The sequence below is a fragment of the Kitasatospora sp. NPDC002522 genome, from assembly GCF_053595195.1.
This window is the reverse complement of sequence record NZ_JBSFXE010000027.1, coordinates 94,587-111,829: the sequence shown is the minus strand read 5'-3', so window position 1 is coordinate 111,829 and position 17,243 is coordinate 94,587. Positions and strand designations below refer to the sequence as shown.

At 71.8% G+C, this 17,243-nt stretch carries 15 protein-coding genes and 1 riboswitch; of the genes, 8 read left to right on the top strand and 7 right to left on the bottom strand.

Features of this window, described 5'->3' with window-relative positions; translation table 11 throughout:
* The first annotated feature begins 392 nt into the window (after positions 1–392).
* Both ACWD4U_RS22840 and ACWD4U_RS22835 read left to right on the top strand, forming a co-directional pair.
* Positions 393–1,136 (top strand): hypothetical protein, encoded by a 744-nt coding sequence (locus tag ACWD4U_RS22840; protein ID WP_363454859.1) that lies wholly within the window; start codon positions 393–395, stop codon positions 1,134–1,136.
* A gap of 79 nt (positions 1,137–1,215) precedes the next feature.
* Entirely contained in the window at positions 1,216–1,998 is a 783-nt protein-coding gene (locus ACWD4U_RS22835) for a peptidoglycan-binding protein (protein WP_363454861.1), read from the top strand.
* A gap of 102 nt (positions 1,999–2,100) precedes the next feature.
* Here the strand turns inward: ACWD4U_RS22835 and ACWD4U_RS22830 are convergent, their stop codons facing one another.
* From ACWD4U_RS22830 to ACWD4U_RS22820, 3 genes are read right to left on the bottom strand one after another with little or no spacing between them, the layout of a single operon-like run.
* Positions 2,101–3,189, bottom strand: a complete 1,089-nt coding sequence (locus tag ACWD4U_RS22830; protein WP_363455113.1) for a threonine aldolase family protein — start codon at positions 3,187–3,189, stop codon at positions 2,101–2,103.
* Positions 3,186–3,944: an SDR family NAD(P)-dependent oxidoreductase gene (locus ACWD4U_RS22825; RefSeq protein ID WP_363454863.1), complete on the bottom strand. Its 759-nt coding sequence runs from the start codon at positions 3,942–3,944 to the stop codon at positions 3,186–3,188. The genes ACWD4U_RS22830 and ACWD4U_RS22825 overlap by 4 nt, the downstream gene beginning before the upstream one ends.
* Positions 3,941–5,341: a DUF6421 family protein gene (locus tag ACWD4U_RS22820; RefSeq protein ID WP_363454865.1), complete on the bottom strand. Its 1,401-nt coding sequence runs from the start codon at positions 5,339–5,341 to the stop codon at positions 3,941–3,943. Before ACWD4U_RS22820 ends, ACWD4U_RS22825 begins: the two co-directional genes overlap by 4 nt.
* A 325-nt stretch (positions 5,342–5,666) precedes the next feature.
* On the opposite strand from ACWD4U_RS22820, the gene ACWD4U_RS22815 reads away from it, so the two are divergent.
* On the top strand, positions 5,667–6,209 hold the full coding sequence (locus ACWD4U_RS22815) for a DUF5134 domain-containing protein (RefSeq protein WP_363454867.1): 543 nt from the start codon (positions 5,667–5,669) through the stop codon (positions 6,207–6,209).
* 190 nt (positions 6,210–6,399) lie between these two features.
* Positions 6,400–7,344, top strand: coding sequence for a M56 family metallopeptidase (locus ACWD4U_RS22810; RefSeq protein ID WP_363454870.1), 945 nt, complete (start codon positions 6,400–6,402; stop codon positions 7,342–7,344).
* 48 nt (positions 7,345–7,392) lie between these two features.
* On the opposite strand, the gene ACWD4U_RS22805 is transcribed toward ACWD4U_RS22810, so the two are convergent.
* Entirely contained in the window at positions 7,393–7,791 is a 399-nt protein-coding gene (locus tag ACWD4U_RS22805; RefSeq protein ID WP_363454873.1) for a MarR family winged helix-turn-helix transcriptional regulator, read from the bottom strand.
* A gap of 88 nt (positions 7,792–7,879) precedes the next feature.
* Here ACWD4U_RS22805 and ACWD4U_RS22800 point away from each other — a divergent pair, with 88 nt between their 5' ends.
* The gene (locus tag ACWD4U_RS22800) at positions 7,880–9,334 is read left to right on the top strand and encodes an MFS transporter (protein WP_363454876.1); all 1,455 of its coding nucleotides are present in this window, start codon (positions 7,880–7,882) and stop codon (positions 9,332–9,334) included.
* 242 nt (positions 9,335–9,576) lie between these two features.
* Here ACWD4U_RS22800 and ACWD4U_RS22795 read toward each other — a convergent pair whose 3' ends face one another.
* Entirely contained in the window at positions 9,577–10,443 is an 867-nt protein-coding gene (locus tag ACWD4U_RS22795; protein WP_363454879.1) for a helix-turn-helix domain-containing protein, read from the bottom strand.
* 418 nt (positions 10,444–10,861) lie between these two features.
* On the opposite strand from ACWD4U_RS22795, the gene ACWD4U_RS22790 reads away from it, so the two are divergent.
* Complete coding sequence (locus tag ACWD4U_RS22790) at positions 10,862–11,386, top strand: ATP-binding protein (RefSeq protein ID WP_363454882.1); 525 nt, start codon at positions 10,862–10,864, stop codon at positions 11,384–11,386.
* A 91-nt stretch (positions 11,387–11,477) separates the two neighbouring features.
* On the opposite strand, the gene ACWD4U_RS22785 is transcribed toward ACWD4U_RS22790, so the two are convergent.
* Positions 11,478–11,723 (bottom strand): DUF397 domain-containing protein, encoded by a 246-nt coding sequence (locus tag ACWD4U_RS22785; RefSeq protein ID WP_363454885.1) that lies wholly within the window; start codon positions 11,721–11,723, stop codon positions 11,478–11,480.
* A 349-nt stretch (positions 11,724–12,072) separates the two neighbouring features.
* On the opposite strand from ACWD4U_RS22785, the gene ACWD4U_RS22780 reads away from it, so the two are divergent.
* Positions 12,073–12,972: a hypothetical protein gene (locus tag ACWD4U_RS22780; RefSeq protein WP_363454888.1), complete on the top strand. Its 900-nt coding sequence runs from the start codon at positions 12,073–12,075 to the stop codon at positions 12,970–12,972.
* 96 nt (positions 12,973–13,068) lie between these two features.
* On the opposite strand, the gene ACWD4U_RS22775 is transcribed toward ACWD4U_RS22780, so the two are convergent.
* On the bottom strand, positions 13,069–15,177 hold the full coding sequence (locus tag ACWD4U_RS22775; protein WP_363454891.1) for a hypothetical protein: 2,109 nt from the start codon (positions 15,175–15,177) through the stop codon (positions 13,069–13,071).
* A 506-nt stretch (positions 15,178–15,683) separates the two neighbouring features.
* Positions 15,684–15,854, top strand: a riboswitch (cyclic di-AMP (ydaO/yuaA leader).
* A gap of 5 nt (positions 15,855–15,859) precedes the next feature.
* Here ACWD4U_RS22775 and ACWD4U_RS22770 point away from each other — a divergent pair.
* On the top strand, positions 15,860–17,128 hold the full coding sequence (locus ACWD4U_RS22770; protein WP_363454894.1) for a transglycosylase family protein: 1,269 nt from the start codon (positions 15,860–15,862) through the stop codon (positions 17,126–17,128).
* Positions 17,129–17,243 lie beyond the last annotated feature (115 nt).

The window sequence follows — 17,243 nt, the reverse complement described above, 5'->3', positions numbered from 1 at the left end:
TTGACTTTTGGCACGCTGTTGAGTTCTCAAGGAACGGACACTTCCTTCAGGCGGCCTTCCGACCGACCCTCCGGGCGCTTCGTTCTTTCGTGTTTGAAGCTTATCAGAGGTTTTCACCGTGTTTTTCACCGGTGTTTCCTCGAACTCGCCTTCGTTCGCCCCTCTCGGCGCGACTCCGGAACTGTACGGGTACCGGCGGCCGCGAAGCAAATCCGCCCCCGCCCGCTACGTCGGCCGGGTGAACACCCTCGATGCGCGCCCTGTTATCCGCCCTTTGTGCGCCCTGTGTGCACCCGCGCACACCACTGCCCCGGCCACCGGTCTGCCCCGGGACGACCGATCCGCCACCTGGCCGTACGGTCGAAACAAGAGGTCCATGAGGAGGTAGCGACATGACCACGATTGATCTCTCGCACGTGATCCAAGCCTCGCGATCCGACCCGCCGGCGCCCCAGGGGGCCACCTCGTTCCCGGACGACGTGAGACCTGTGGAGGAAGCGCTGGCCGGCCGTGGGTTGCTGGATTCGAGTTTCGTCGACGGCTCGTTCGGCACGCTGACCGTCGAGGCGTACAGCCACCTGCAGGAGCAGTTCGGGTTCAGCGGGCGTGATGCGGACGGTATCCCCGGGATGACGTCGCTGAGCCGGCTCGGTCAGGAGAGCGGGCTGTTCTCGGTCGTGGAGGGTGGCGGCACGCAGAGCAGCAGCGGCGACTTCCGGATGGCGGACGTGGTCTTCGACCAGGTCGTGGACGGAAGCACCAGCGAAGCGATCCGCGAGGCCTGCAATCTGATGGGGCTTCCCGTGGACGGGTGGTTCGAGGGCTACAAGACCCTCACGAGCCGGGAGTCCAGCTGGTTCTTCAACGCCGTCAACACCACCGACATGAACGCGCACGGGCCGATCCAGTCGGACGGCCACCCGCTGTACTGCTCGCGCGGGGTGTCGCAGTGCATTCCGCCGGTCTTCGCGACCTACCACCAGTCCGGCACCTCGGCCCACATCTACGACGGGGTGGCGAACATCGCCGCGTCGATGAACTACGTCATGGACCGGTACGGCGTCTCGCGGGACGGCGGGAACCTGACGTCCAGGGTCCAGCAGGCGGACAAGAACCGCCCGCCCCACTGGTACTGACAGACCCCCAACGACAATCGGACAACTCGACAACCCTCCACCAGCCTCCGAATACGGCGCCACCGCGCCTGGAGGAACCATGAAGCTCATCACCCGTGAACAGCTGGGTTGGCCCCCGACCGAGTCGCCGCTCCAGGCCACCACCGATGGCGTCAAGATCCACTACGAGGGCACCCCGGTCTCGACGGACCTGCTCACCGATCACGACGCCTGCCTCCGCGAGTGGCAGGCGATCCGGGCCTCGCACCTCGCCAACAAGAAGGAGAACTTCTCCGACGTCGCCTACAACTACGCGGCCTGCCCGCACGGCTTCCTCATGGAGGGTCGCGGGATCGGCCACCGGACCGGCGCGAACGGCAATCAGCCGCTGAACCGGGCGCACTACGCGATCGTCGGGCTGGTCGGCGACCAGGGGCTCACCGACCCGACCAAGGAGATGCTGAACGCCCTGCGGGACGGTGTCGAGCTGCTGCAGCAGAACGGGGCCGGGCCCGACATCAAGGGGCACCAGGACGGCTTCGCCACCGACTGTCCCGGCGAACCGTTGGAGACCTGGGTGCGCGCCGGCGCGCCCCGCCCCAACGGCGGGACGCCTGTCATCGGGCAGGCCGGCGGGCTCGAACCGTTCCCCGGCGCGGCGTTCTTCCACATCGGGCAGCACTCCGACATCGTCACGCGGATGGGCGTGCGGCTCGTCGAGGAGGGGTGTTCCCGCTACAAGGTCGGACCGGGGCCCGACTTCGGCCCGGCGGACCAGGCTTCGTACGCGGCCTTCCAGCAGAAGCTGGGATTCTCCGGCGCGGATGCGGACGGCATCCCCGGCCCGACGAGCTGGGCGCAGCTGCGCGTGCCGACCGGCTGACCCGACCACCGTGGCCGAAGGCGACCGACCCCGGTCCGGAATCTTCCGGACCGGGGTCGGTCGGTGGCACGCCCGGTGGTGGGCAGGCGGACGGCAGCGGGCTCAGTCGGCCTGGCCCCGGCCCATCTCCTCGGCGATGGCGGCGGCGAAGGCGTCGATGTCGGCTTCGGTGGTGTCGAAGGCGGCCATCCAGCGGACCTCGCCGGTGTGCTCGTCCCAGAAGTAGAAGCGGTAGCGCTTCTGCAGGCGCTCGCTGACCTCGCGCGGGAGCAGCGCGAAGACGGCGTTGGCCTGGACGGGGCGGACCACCGTGATGCCGGGGATCTCGCGGACGGCGGCTTCCAGGCGGCGGGCCATCGCGTTGGCGTGGCCGGCGTTGCGCAGCCAGAGGTCGCCGGCCAGCAGGGCTTCGAACTGGACCGAGACGAAGCGCATCTTCGAGGCGAGCTGCATCGACATCTTGCGCAGGTACTTGAGGTTCTTGACGCGGTCGGGGTTGAGGACGACCACGACCTCGCCGAGCAGCAGGCCGTTCTTGGTGCCGCCGAAGGAGAGGACGTCGACTCCGGCGTCGGTGGTGAACTCGCGGAACGGGACGCCGAGGGAGGCGGCGGCGTTGGCGAGTCGGGAGCCGTCGACGTGGACGAGCATGCCGCGTTCGTGGGCGTGGTCGCAGATCGCCCGGATCTCGTCGGCGGTGTAGAGGGTGCCGAGTTCGGTGCTCTGGGTGATCGAGACGGCGAGCGGCTGGGCGCGGTGCTCGTCGCCCCAGCCCCAGGCCTGCTGGTCGATCAGGGCGGGGGTGAGTTTGCCGTCGGGGGTGGGGACGGTGTGGATCTTGATGCCGGCGAGCTTCTCGGGGGCGCCGCCCTCGTCCACGTTGATGTGGGCGGACTCGGCGGCGATCACCGCGCCCCAGCGCGGGAGCAGGGCCTGCAGGGCGACCACGTTTGCGCCGGTGCCGTTGAAGACGGGGTAGGCCTCGGCGCGCTCGCCGAAGTGGCGGCGGAAGACGGTCTGCAGGTGCTCGGTGTACTGGTCCTCGCCGTAGGCGACCTGGTGGCCGTCGTTGGCGAGGGCGATCGCGGCGAGGACCTCGGGGTGGACGCCGGCGTAGTTGTCGCTGGCGAAGCCGCGGACGGCGGGGTCGTGGTGCCGCACCGCGTCCGTGGTGCCGGGCGAGGGGGTCATCGGGCTGTCAGCCACAGGTGCTGTCCGTTCAGTTCTGCTGCGGGGCGGTCCCAGAGGCCCGCGAGGGTGTCGGCCAGGTCGGCGGTGTCGGTGAAGCCGGCGAACTTGGCGTCCGGCTTCTCGGCCCGCATCTCGGGGCTGACCAGGGCCTTGATGACCAGGATCGCAGCCGCGGCGGTGGGGGCTCCGTCGGGGGCGGTGGTCTCCTTGACGAAGGAGTCGGCCATCGCGAGGGTCCAGGCCTCGGTGGCGGCCTTGGCGGCGGCGTACGCGGCGCCGCCCGCGGTGGGCTTGTGCGCGGCGGCGGCGGAGACCATGGCGTAGCGGCCGGCGGGGCTGCGGACCAGGGCGGGCTGGAACGCCAGCGAGGTGTGCTGGAGGGTGCGGACGACGGTGTCGTGCAGGAAGTCCCAGTCGTCGATGCGGGTGTCGAAGAAGGTCTTGCTGCCGCGCCAGCCGCCGACCAGGTGGAGCAGGCCGTCGACGTGGCCGTACTCGGCTTCCAGGTGGTCGGCCCAGTCGTGGACTTCCTGCGGGTCGAGCAGGTCGATGACCTGGCCGCTGACCTGGGCGTCGGGGACGGCGGTGCGGACGGCGGCGAGGGCCGCGTCGAGGCGGCGCTGGTCGATGTCGGCGCCGATGACGGTGGCGCCGGCGGCGGCGAGGCGGCGCAGGGTGGCCTGGCCGGCGGGGCCGCTGGCTCCGGCGACGGCGATGACCTTGCCGTCGAGGGGGGTGACGGGGGTGGTGCTCACGCGGCGACCTCCTGGGTGGCGGCGCCGGTGATGCCCTTGGTGCCGGCGATGACGCGGCCGAGCTTCTTGGCCAGCGCTTCGAAGAACATGCTGAGCGGGAACTCGTCCGGGAGGACGGCGTCGCACAGGGCCTTCTTGAGGGCCTTCTCGTCGGTGATGTCGAGCGGGAGGGCGGCGGTGCCCTTGGCCCAGGTGGAGGCGGGGTGCGGGGTGAGGTACTTGGAGACCAGCTCGTAGGCGGCGATCCAGTGGGCCGTCTTGGGGCGGTCGATGCCCTCGCGGTAGAGGGTCTCGATCTCGGCGCAGAGTCCGTTGGTGACCTCGGCGACCCGCGACCAGTCGATGGTCAGGCGGTTGTCGCGCCAGCGCAGGGCGTCGTGCTTGTGCAGGTAGGCGAAGAGCAGCTGGCCGCCCATGCCGTCGTAGTTGCGGACCCGGTCGCCGGTGACGGTGAAGCGGAACATCCGGTCGAAGAGGATCGCGTACTGGACGTCGCGGCCCTGGGCGTAGCCCTCGGCCTCGAGTTTGACCGACTCCTTGAAGGTGGTCAGGTCGCAGCGGAGCTCTTCGAGGCCGTACATCCAGAACGGGCTGCGCTGCTTGATCATGAACGGGTCGAAGGGCAGGTCGCCGTGGCTGTGGGTGCGGTCGTGGACCAGGTCCCAGAGCACGAAGGTCTGCTGGGCGCGGTCCTGGTCGGTGAGCAGGCCCTCGGCGTCGGCGGGGATGTCGAGGCCGAGCTGGCGGACGGCGCTGGTGGAGACGGCGCGGAAGCGGGCGGCCTCGCGGTCGCAGAAGATGCCGCCCCAGGTGAAACGTTCCGGCGCCTCGCGGACGGCCACGGTCTCCGGGAAGAGGACGGCGGAGTTGGTGTCGTACCCGGCGGTGAAGTCGTCGAAGGCGATGCCGAGGTAGCCGGGGTTGTCGAAGCGGGTGCGCTCCAGTTCGGCGATCCACTCGGGCCAGACGACCTTCAGCAGGACGGCCTCGAGGTTGCGGTTCGGGTTGCCGTTCTGGGTGTACATCGGGAAGACGACCAGGTGGCCGATGCCGTCGGTGCGGTGCTCGTCGGGGTGGAAGGCGAGCAGGGAGTCGAGGAAGTCCGGCTCGCGGTAGCCGGTGTCGGCCCACTTGCGCAGGTCGCTCTGGACGGCGGTGAGGTACGCGGCGTCGTGCGGGAAGAGCGGAGCGAGTTCGGCGACGGCGGTCAGCACGGTCTCGACCAGCGGGTCGACGGTGTGCCGCGGCACGGCGGCGAGGTCGATGGAGCCGTCCTTGGACTGCAGGGGCCGGAGGGCCTCGACGGCGTCCTTGAGGCGCAGCCAGGCCGGGTGGCCGGCCGGCTCCGCAGTGGGGGCGTCGCCCGCGACCGCGAGCGTCGGCGAAAGATTCTGCATCACAGGCTCACTTCGACAGGAGTTATTTCGACAAGACCACGTTACGTGCGAAAGGTTCTCCGGCTCAAGGCCAGTTTGACGGCAAACACTCCAGTTCGGAGCGCTCTCGATCTGCGGTTCCAACGCATTGGATGAAAAGCGGACTGGTCCGGCGGTGCCCGGTACGGCAGACCATGCCCCGGCCCCTCACACCCCGCCACCGGGGGCGCCGGCTGCGTGGCCGGCCGGGATCGCGCCTCGGTGCGCCCCCTCTCGCGCCCTGCTACGCCCGGCCACGGTCGGTGATCGTGGAGGAGGAGCGATCCGGCCTGGAGGGGGCGAGCCGATGCACGGTCCGGCTCTGGTGAACTGGCTGCTGGCGGGCTTGGCGGCCGGCAGCGGCGGCTACTGCCTCCACCGCTTCCGCCACCTGCGGGCCGACCCGTCCTGCGGCGGCGGCCACCCGGCCACCCGCGAGTCCGACGCGGTGGAGGCGGCGATGGGCCTCGGCATGGCCGGCATGGCGCTGCTGCCGGGGGTCGCCTGGGGCTGGCCGTACGCGTTGCTGGCCGTGCTGCTGCTGGCGGGTGCGGTGGGCGGACGGGGGGCGGGCCTGCGGGTGCACCGGCTGCACCACGGGATCGGGGCGCTGGCGATGGCGTACATGGCGCTCGCGATGGCCGGCCCGTCGGGCGGGCACGCCGGGCACCACGCCCAGGCGGGCGGGCTGCCGCCGGTGACCGGGCTGCTGCTCCTCTACTTCGGCGGCTACGCGCTGTGGGAGGGCACCCGGGTGCTGGCGACGGGCCAGGCGGTGGTGGCGCCGGTTCCGCGGGCCTGCCGGGCGGCGATGGGGATCGGCATGTTCGCGATGCTGCTGACGACGTGAGCCGACGCCCGGTCACCCGCGCCGCCGCCGGGCGCGCGTCCGGCTGACGGCCCGTCAGCGCAGGTGCGGACCGGCGGGCGGCGTGGCCTTGGTCACTGGCTCCGCCCCGCCGTTCCGCACGGGCCTAAGGCGGCATAGGTTGGGGGGAAGCGCATCGCCGCGCCTCGATCCCTCCTCGGGGAGCCCCGCCATGTCGGCACTGCTGAGCCTGCTGCTGCTCGGACTGCTGCTCGCCACCGTGGCTCCGAGCCGCCTGGCCCGGGCCCGCTGGGTCGAGCGCGAACCGGTGCTGGCGCTGCTGGTGTGGCAGATGCTGGTGGTCGCGGTGCTGCTGTGCTGCGTGCTGAGCCTGCTCCTGGCGAGTGCGGCGGCGCTTCCGGAGTGGCGGACGCTGGTGTTCGCGACCGCGCCGGACGGGGTGGAGGCGGCGTACGGGCTGACCGGCCGCGAGGGCTGGGGGCGGCTGGCGGCGGCGGTGCTGGCGGCGGGCGGGGTGTGGACGGCGGTGTCGCTGGCCCGGGAGATCCGGGCGGCGCGCGCGCTACGCGGCCACCAGCACGCCGAACTGGTGAGCCGGGCACCGGAGTTGCCCCGAGGGCTGGCGCCGCGTCGGCGGGTCAGGGAGCCGCTGGTGGTGCTGGAGAACGTCCGCCCGCAGGCCTGGTCGCTGCCTGGTCCGCGCGCCCGGCTGGTGGTCACCACGGGCGCCCTGCAGCAGCTCAGCGACCGAGAGTTGGCGGCGGTGCTGAGCCATGAGCGCGGCCACGTGCGGGCCCGGCACCACTGGCTGGCGCAGTGCGCGCAGGCGCTGGCGACCGGCTTCCCCGGGGTGGAGGTGTTCAGTGCCTTCCGCGACCAGGTGGCGGTGCTGGTGGAGTTGGCCGCCGACGACCGGGCGGCGCGCCGGCACGGGCGGGTGACCACGGCGCTGGCCCTGGCGGAGCTGAACAGCGCGGTCTTCGCGTCCTGCCCGCCACGGCAGTTGGCACAGTCGCCGGGCCGGGTGGACCGGCTGCTGCTGGGCGCGCCGCGGCTGCCCGTACTGGGCCGGCTGGCGTTGACCCTGGCCGCACTGGCCGCTCCGCTGGGCGCCGCACTGCTGGCGGTCGCCCCGGGGCTGGCCTCGCTCGGCTGAGCCCGCCTGGCCGGCGGGCGGGCTGACGGTCCGCCAGGAGCGGCGGCGTCAGCCCAGCATCTCCTTCAGGATCCGCCGGTGCACCGGACGGGCCTTCAGGAAGCGTTCGCGGCCCTCGCCGGTGAGCGTCACGTTGATGCCGCGCCGGTCGTCCGGGCAGAGCGAGCGCTCGACCAGTCCGGCCTTCTCCATCCGGGCGATCAGCCGGGAGAAGGCGCTCTGGCTGAGGTGGACGGTGCCCGCCAGCACCTGTGCGCGCCGCCCGCCGTCGTTCTCCTGCTGCTCGAACTCCCAGAGACGCTCCAGCAGTTCGAACTCGCTGACGCCCAGTCCGTACGCCTCGCCGAGCTCCCGGTCGATGGCGCAGGAGGTCGCCGCGTGGCGCGCCAGCAGGCTGCGCCACTGCTCGCTGAGAGCCGTCTCCGCGGTGGGGTCGAGGTCGGTCACACCGCCACGGTAGCACATGCATGTGCATTTGTTGCATGAGGATTAAATGCGCTTGCATTCGATGCACATGCATGTAGTGTCCCGTGCCATGACCGACACGCGATTGACCCCTCGCCTCTGGGGCACCCTCGTGGTGCTGTGCGCCGCGATGTTCCTGGACGCCCTAGACGTCTCGATGGTGGGCGTCGCCCTGCCCTCGATCGGCTCCGACCTGCACCTGTCCGACTCCGCCCTGCAATGGGTGGTCAGCGGCTACGTCCTCGGCTACGGCGGACTGCTGCTGCTCGGCGGCCGCGCCGCCGACCTGCTCGGCCGCCGCCGGGTCTTCCTGGTGGCGCTCGCCGTCTTCGCCGCCGCCTCGCTGCTCGGCGGCGTGGTGGACAGCGGCCCGCTGCTGATCGGCGCCCGCTTCCTGAAGGGAGTCGCCGCGGCCTTCACCGCCCCGGCCGGACTCTCCATCATCACCACCACCTTCGCCGAGGGCCCGGCCCGCAACCGGGCGCTGTCCATCTACACCACCTGCTCCGCCGCCGGCTTCTCGCTCGGCCTGGTGATCAGCGGACTGCTCACCTCGGCGGGCTGGCGCTGGACCTTCCTGATGCCCGTCCCGGTCGCCCTGCTCGCACTGGCCGCGGGCGTGAAGCTGCTGCCCCGTCAGCACACCGAGCGCCGCACCGGCGGGTACGACGTGGCGGGCGCGATCACCGGCACCGCGGCGGTGCTGCTGCTGGTCTTCACCGTCACCGAGGCACAGGGCGCGGGCTGGCTCTCCGTCCGCACCCTCGGCTCGCTGGCCCTGGTGCTCGCGCTGGCGGCGGCCTTCCTGCTGATCGAGACCCGCACCGCGCACCCGCTGGTCCGGCTCGGGATCTTCCGCTCCACCGGGGTGCGCCGGGCCAACCTCACCGCGCTGACCCTGATGGGCTCGTACGCGGGCTTCCAGTTCATCGCGACCCTCTACCTGCAGCGGCTGCTCGGCTGGTCGGCGCTGGAGACCGCGCTCGGACTGCTGCCCGGCGGCGCGGTGGTGGCCCTGTCGGCGGGCGCCGTCGGCCGGCTGCTGGACCGGTTCGGCCCGGCCCGGGTGCTGCCGGTCGGGGTGGCGTCGATGACCGTCGGCTACGCGCTGTTCCTGCGGCTGGACGAGCACAGCGGGTTCCTCGGCCTGGTGCTGCCCAGCATGCTGCTGATCGGCGCGGGCTTCGCGCTGGCCTTCCCGGCCATCAACGTCACCGCCACCGCGGGGGTGGCGGACGAGGAACAGGGGCTCGCCTCCGGGCTGGTGAACACCGGGCTGCAGGTCGGCGGCGCGATCGTGCTGGCCGCCACCACCGCGGTACTCACCGCTGGCACCGCTGGCGGCACCGACGCGCACGCCCAACTCGCCGGCTACCGGCCCGCGTTGCTGCTGGTCACCGGCGCGGCCACGGTCGGCCTGCTGATCGCGCTGACCGGCGCGCTGCGCTCCGGCCGCCGCGCGGCCGAGCCCGCCGCGGTGCCGGACTACAGCTACCCCGCGGTGGAGGTGCTGTCGGAGCGCTGAACTCCCGCGACGGACAGGCATTCCGGAACCGGACTCGGGCGGTCGACCCCTCGCCGCCCGAGCTCCGCCGGACCCGGCTCCACCAAACCCCCGTCTTGGTGGAGCCGGAGCGTTTCCGCCTCAGGCCGTGGGTCTCGACGACCAGGCCGGACGGCGGCGCGGCCGTTCGGAGCAGTCACCATGACAGCTCGCTGCGCGACGGTCAATGCACCCGGCTCCGCCGTTGCCGAACTGCCGCTCGGCTACTGGTTCTTGAGGATGGTGTGGAGCAGTTCCAGGGTCTGCTGCGGGGTCAGGCTGTCCACGCAGAGCCGCTCCATCACCTGCACGTACTCGTCGACGTCGTCGCGCTTGTCCAGGTACAGCGCACTGGTGAGCTGCTCCAGGTAGACCACGTCCGGCAGGTCCTGCTCGGGGAAGCGCAGCACCGAGAAGGCCCCGCTCTCGCCGGCGTGCGCGCCGAACCGGAACGGCATCACCTGCACGACCACGCTGGGCAGTTGGGCCAGCTCGACGAGGTGCTGCAGCTGGGCGCGCATCACCTCGGGGCCGCCGACCGGGCGGCGCAGCGCCGCCTCGTCGATCACCGCCCACAGCCTGGGGCCGTGGCCGGCGGTGAGCAGCTTCTGGCGGCGGGAGCGCAGCGCGACCCGGCGCTCGATCTCCTCCTCGGCCAGCACCGGGCGGTTCTGCGCGAAGATCGCCCGCGCGTACTCCTCGCACTGCAGCAGGCCGGGGATGAACTGCACCTCGTAGGTGCGGATCAGGGCGGCGGCCTCCTCCAGTCCGATGTAGGTCTGGAACCAGCCCGGCAGCACGTCGTTGTAACTGTGCCACCAGCCGGACTTGTTGGCCTCGCGGACCAGGGCGAGCAGGGCCTCGCGCTCCTGCCCGTCCTGCAGGCCGTAGAGGCTCAGCAGGTCGGCGACGTCGCGCTCCTTGAAGGAGACCCGTCCCAGTTCCATCCGGCTGATCTTGGACTCGGAGGCGCGGATCGCGTATCCCGCGTCCTCGCGGCTGATCGCACAGCCCTCGCGGAGCCGGCGGAGCTGGGAGCCGAGGAGGATGCGGCGCACCATCGAGCCCCCGCCGGGCTGAACTGTGGTCATGCGGACCAAACCTCCACTCGGACAGACAGTTGCACAGTCTGCCATCAGTTGAGCGCGCACGGTGCAGGTAGTGGTGCGGTCGTCCCCCGCTTCCGCACCAACGACACCATCTTGCACGTGCATCTGGTGCATGCATATGCCAATCGCACGACTGCACGTGAATCGACTCTTGCATCTGCCGTGAGCGCAGAGGACCATGGTGCACGTGCACTTGCACGCCCTTGGCAATCCCGCGGGCTCCGCGTCGACCCCACGCGCGATACCGCACACTCTCCCGGCAACGCCCGCGCGTCGCTGGGTACTTGTGTGCGCGCGCCAGGGCTTCGACCGGTCGGCCGCGCGGCCGAGTGAGTCGGAGGTGACCGGCATGACCCCGGTGGGTCCCGCCGTGTCCGCCCCCTTATGGGAGGAGCTCTTCATGAGCACCGGTACGGCAGTGGCGACCGACCCTCACGTGGTCAGCTGTACCCTCGCTCCCCGCTTCGAAGCCGTGCGCACCGCACGGGAGTTCGCCAGGACCACGCTGGACGGCTGGGGCCTGGGCGAACTCTTCGACGACGTCGCCCTGGTCGCCTCCGAACTCGTCACCAACGCACTGCGGCACGCGCTCGGCCAGAGCGAGCCGTCACGCGTCCCGGCGCAGGTCTCACCGCAGCTGGCCGTCGAGGCCCTGCCGATCCGGATCAGCCTGGTGCACCGCGCCCCGCAGGTGGTCTGCGCGGTCAGCGACCCCTCCAGCTCCGGGCCGATCGCCCGGGAGGCCGACTTCGTCGCCGAGTCCGGCCGCGGCCTGCACCTGGTGGACTCCTTCTCCCGCTCCTGGGGCTGGCACCCGCTGGCCGGCGCCGGCAAGGTGGTCTGGGCGCTCTTCGACGCCCGCCCGCAGCAGCCCGCGATGGAGCAGATCCTTCCCAGCCTCGGCCGCCACCGCCGCTCCGCCTGAACCCAGCCCTCCGCCGGAGGCCCACCCCACACAGCGAAAGGCCGCCGTGGAATCCCCACGACGGCCTGGCACAAACGGACTTGACGGATCGTCAGAGCGGCACTTCTCCCAGGTGGTCGAATTCGCCGTCCTTCACGCCGAGCAGCATCGCCTCGATCTCGCCGCGGGTGTAGACCAGCGCCGGCCCCTCCGGGAAGCGCGAGTTGCGCATCGCGACACCGCCACCCGGCAGCGCGGCGAACTCCACGCAGTTCCCCTTCGAGTTGCTGTACCGGCTCTTCTGCCAGACCACGCCATCAAGATCCGCGGCCGCCATGCCGTTGAACGCCTCACGCATCGATTTCTCCCCTGAATCCGGCGAATGCCTCACTTGACGTGATGATAGCTCGGCTGCACGTGCATCAGCATGGGATTGTGCCCGTGCATACGAACGTGCCGATGCCATCACCATCCCTTCACAGCAGGGCAATTGACGGCGCGTAAGCGGACATAGCGGCACGAAACCTCGTCGCCCACATGACGGTCCGCACACAGCCGTCTGCGCGGAGTTGATCATCGAGTGAGCGCCACACGCCTTACAGGCAGTCACAGCGCCCACTGTGATGACCGTCACTTTCTGGCGGAAAGCCGCCCACTGCCGGTATCCGGCTGCAGTCCTCCCTGGTCGATGTCCTACGATCTGGCGCATGAGCACCGCAGCCATCCCGGGCGCGCCACTGCCCGTCCGTACGCCAGGCTCCCGTGCGCGGGGGCGCCACCGCCGTCCCGAGCGCCCCGAGATCGTGGCCGGTTCGCCTGCCCTGGTCCTGGCCGTACCGGCCGTCGCCGGGCCGGACTCCCGCCCGGTCGTGGAGGAGTTGCTGTCCATCGTGCGCGGCGAGCAGCCGGGCATCACGGCGGCGGCGGGGTACCTGGACGGCGAGGACGCCCCGACGGTGGCCGGGCTGCTGGCCGAGGCCGCCGAGGCCGGGATGCCCGCGCCGATCGTGCTGCCGCTGGTCCCGGGCCCGCACGAGTTCCTGACGGAGCTGCACAAGCTCGCCGCCGAGACCGGCGCCGTGGTGCTGGACCCGCTGGGCCCGCACCCGCTGCTCGCCGAGGCCGTGCACGTCCGGCTGTCCGAGGCCGGGCTGGCCCGGGCCGACCGGGCGCGGCTGTTCGCGATCGCCACCGCGGCCGACGGCGTGGTGCTCACCACCACCGGCGGCGAGGAGGCCGCCGCCGCGGCCGGGATCACCGGTGTGCTGCTGGCCGCCCGGCTCGCCGTGCCCGTGGTGCCCGCCGCCCTGGACGTCCCCGGCTCGGTCGCCGCGGCCGTCGCCCACCTGCGGGCGACCGGCTCCGAGCGCCCGGCGCTGGCCCCGCTGGTGATCGGCCCCGAGGCCGACCCGGAGCTGCTGGCCACCGCCGCCGAGGAGACCGGCTGCCCGAGCGCCGCCCCGATCGGCGCCTACCCGACGGTCGGTCAGCTGATCGCCGCCACCTACCTGGCCGCGCTCCCCGAGCCGACCCAGGAGCAGCTCGACGCGGCCGAGGCCGCCGCCGCCGAGCCGCGCGCCACCCCGGGAGCACACGCGGCGCCGTGACGCCGCCCTTCAGCCGCGACGGGCAGGAGTAGCGAAACAGCGCGCTCCCGCCCGTCGCGCTTTCCCCTCTACCTCCCGCGCCAGGCGGCGGCGGGGTCAGCCGGCGACGCGGCCGGTTCTCGGGGCGGAGTCGGTGAACTTCAGCGTCGGCGGCGCGACCTGGCGCGGTGCGTCGGGCGCGGTGGTCGGGCTGGTGGCGGCGTTCCACGGGTTGGGCGCGAGGCCCGGGCCCGGCTTGGTCACCGACAGGGTCTGCGACTGGCCCGCCTTGCGGAACAGGATCCGCTTCGGCGCGGGCGCCTCCGGGTCCAGCCACAGTTCGGTGCCGCTGAACTCGCAGTCCAGCACCGCGATGTCGTCCGGCTTGCCGTCGTCGGTGGCCCGGAACGCCACGCCCGCCTTGCGGTACCCGATCAGCCGGCTGCGGCTGAGGGTCACCGTCTCGCCCGCCAGCTGGTGCTTGAGGGTGGCGACCGCGTAGTCGGACTGCCCGGCCGCGTCGATCAGCAGGCCGTCGAAGACCGTGCCCTTGTCCCGGCCGAGCGCGTGCACCGCGATGCCGCCGGCCGCGTTGCCGTACAGCACCGAGGCGCCGTAGTCGAAGTCGTTCAGGTACGCGCCGTGCTCGATGCCCCAGCCGCCGTTGTGGTACGCCGCGAACTGGCTGACGGTGTGGTGGTGTTCGGCGTTCAGCCAGACGAAGATGCCGTTCTCCAGGTTGTTGTGCGCCAGGCACCGTTCGAAGGTCCACACGCCCTCGCTGGTCTCCGGCCACTCGTACCCGGACGCCCCGGTCGCGCCCTGCACGCCCACCGCCACGCAGTCCCGGGCGAACGAGCCGGTGCCCGCGCCGAGGCTGAAGCCGGTCAGCCGGTAGCCGCGCGGGTTGGGTTCGAAGACGGTGCGGGAGGCGACGCAGCCCTCGTAGCCGATGTCGTCGGACGGGCCCTGCGGCGTGCGGGTGTCGATCGGGCCGTCCCACCAGTAGGCGTCCTCCCAGGTCTGGTGGGAGATGCAGCCGCGGAAGGTGATGCCGTGGCTGGCGTGCGGCACGAACGCGTGGCTGCCGGTGTCGCGGACCACCACGCCCTCCACCACGGTGCCGCGCGAGGCGTTCAGCAGCATGTGGAAGTGCAGCCCGTACCGGCCCAGCACCGGCTCGGTGACGGGCTGTCCGTTCCAACTGTCCTTGCCGGCCGAGCGCGGGCCCATCCAGCGGATCGCCGCGTGCCGGACGTCCGCCGGGCGGCTCGACGTGACGTGGACGTGCGCCCGGCCCTGCTCGGTGCCCTCGATCCGGACGTTGCGGGTCAGGTTGAGCACCTCCGCGCCGAGCGTGAGCCCGCCACCGAGCGCGACCCGCGGGTGGGCGTGCTGCAGCGGCGCGTCCAGGGTGACGGCGGCGCCGTCGATCGCCTTGACGGTGCACAGGTCGTAGGCGGTGGAGAAGTCGGCGGTGTCGGGCGGGGCGGTCGGGGTGACGGCGAGTTCGTCGCCGACCTGCCAGCCCTCCGGCGCGGCGGCCAGCCGGAGGGTGGCGTCGCCCGGCTTGAGGTCGGCGGCGGCCCGGACCCAGGCGGTGCGCGGCGCACCGTCCAGCCGCAGGTACCCCTGCCCGGTGACCCACAGGCCGGTGTCGGTGTCGACCACGGTCATCCCGCCGCCCTGGAAGCGGTGTTCGTCCACGGACGGGAAGCGCAGGGTGTGCACGGCCGCGCCGCTCGGGGCGAGCGCGAGCGAGCCGCGGACCTCCACGTTGCCGGCGCTGGCCAGGGTCACCGAGCGGTCCTTGGCGAAGACCAGCGAACCGCCGGTGTCCACCAGCAGCGAGCCGACCTGCACGTCGGTGTCGAGCAGCACCCGGTCGGTGATCCGCACCGCGCTCTTCGGGCCCGGCAGCTGCCCGCCCCAGCCCTTGGCGTCCGACCACTTGCGGCCGCCCTCGTCCACCGGCGGCGCCGGCGGCAGCGGCGCCGGGCTGGACGGCGGCGGCGCGGCCGGGCTGCTGTTGCTCATGGCACCGTGCTGATGGTCGCTCATGCTCGGCAGCGCGACGGGCGTCTGGACCACACCTCCGGCCAGCGACCCGCGCAGCGCCACTCCCCCGCCGACCGCGGCCACCGTCCCCGCCGCCAGCCACCCCAGTAACCGCCGCCGCCCCACCACCGGCCGCCGATGCCGCCCGCCGTCCTGCTGCCGCTCCACCGCCGCCGCCCTTCCGGGGCCCGCTACCCCGACTCAACTCGAGGGCAGCATAGGCAGAGGAGGTGTCGAAGCCACGCATCTCGGCATCCGAGTAAGCATCCTGACGTAGCGTCAGGCACGTGCGTTCGAGAACGCATCGGGAGCGAGCCGGAATTCCGGAAAGGCCTTGCGATCAGAGGGAGATTATCCACCAAACATCGGCAAAACCATCCAAAACGTCCGCCGATCCACTCGCACCGAACACTCACCAAAGCCACCATAAGGCATGGATCAGAACGTAAGGTGACAAACGGGACACAAGATCGGCCGACCCCTGACGCGAAAACAGATTCCGGACCACCCATCGGAGTTCGCCGGAAATTCCTTGATCGCCATTCCGAAAGAAAGTGACCCCCCTCACAGCCATTTGCGAATTGCTCTTGACTCCGCTTAATCTCCTGCCCACGTTCGTGGTCACACGGACCCAGTTCGCCCGGAACGCCGAGTCCTGCCGCCGGGTGCGCTGGCATTGCGATACGCACCACGGCAGGGGCGGGGGAACCAGGTAAGTCGCCCGGGAGTGGTCGAAGGCCGCTCCGGGGCTTGGGGTGAAGCCGTGCACGCCGTCAGGTGTGCGCGGCCGGGCAACTCCAGCCCGAATCCGACAGCTCACCTCGCAGGCGTGGGAGAGGAACGCTTCTTCATGCTGCCCATCAGCGCCAAGCGCGCCCGCCGCCTGATCGCGACCACCGGCGTCGTCGGCATCGGCCTCACCGTTCCCTGCCTGGCCTCCGGCTCCGCCTCGGCCGCCTCGGTGTCGACCTGGGACAAGGTCGCGCAGTGCGAGTCCAGCGGCGACTGGTCGATCAACACCGGTAACGGCTTCTACGGCGGCCTCCAGTTCACCAACAGCACCTGGGCCGCCTTCGGCGGCACGGCGTACGCCTCGCGCGCCGACCTGGCCACCAAGGACCAGCAGATCGCCACCGCCGAGAAGGTGCTGGCCGTGCAGGGCCCCGGCGCCTGGCCGGTCTGCTCGATCCAGGCGGGTCTGACCAAGGGCGGCTCCGCCCCGCAGGTCGACACCTCGGCCGGCCAGAGCGCGGCCAAGACCCAGCAGCCCAAGGCCCAGCAGCAGGCCCCGGCCGCCGCCCCGCAGGCGAAGGCCGAGACCAAGCCGGCCCAGCAGCCGCAGCAGCCGGCCGCCCAGCCGCAGCAGAGCACCCAGGCCGCCGAGACCTACACCGTGGTCGCGGGCGACTGGCTGTCCACCATCGCGCAGAGCCACCACGTGGACGGCGGCTGGCAGAAGCTGTACGACCTGAACCGCTCCCTCCTGACCGAGGGTCCGGACATGATCTACCCGGGTCAGCAGCTCTCGCTGGGCAACGTCGCGACCGCCTCCGCCCCGGCCGAGCAGTCCACCAAGTCGTCGTGGAACGGCTCGCACGACTCCTGGAACAACGGCTCCTCGCACCAGGGCACCGGCAAGAACACCACCCAGAGCACCGGCTCCACCGCCGCCGCCAAGAGCAGCACCGCCAAGGCGAGCACCTCGACCATCGCGGCGAGCACCACCAAGTCCGCCACCACCACCGCCTCCGCGGTGACCGGTTCCAAGGCCGCCGCGGTGAACTTCGCGCTGTCCAAGGTCGGCCAGGCGTACGTCTACGGCGGTACCGGCAACGGCGGTTGGGACTGCTCGGGCCTGACCCAGGCGGCCTTCCGCCAGGCCGGCATCAGCCTGCCGCGGGTGGCCGCCGACCAGGCGGACTACTCGACCCGGGTGTCGCTGGACAACCTGCAGCCGGGCGACCTGCTGTTCTGGTCCAGCAACGGCGCCAACTCGGGCGTGTACCACGTGGCGATGTACGTCGGCGGCGGCAAGTACGTCGAGGCGGCCAACCCGAGCGCCGGTGTGCGCACGGAGACCATCGCCAACTGGGCGCCGGACTTCGCCGGCCGGGTCTGACCCGTCCGCCCACCCAGTGCCTGACGCGGGCCCGGCCCGCGCCTGATGCACCGCTGCCCTCGGGGACCCTGGTCGGCTCCGGGGGCAGCGGCCTATGCTCGGCCGGACGGACCTG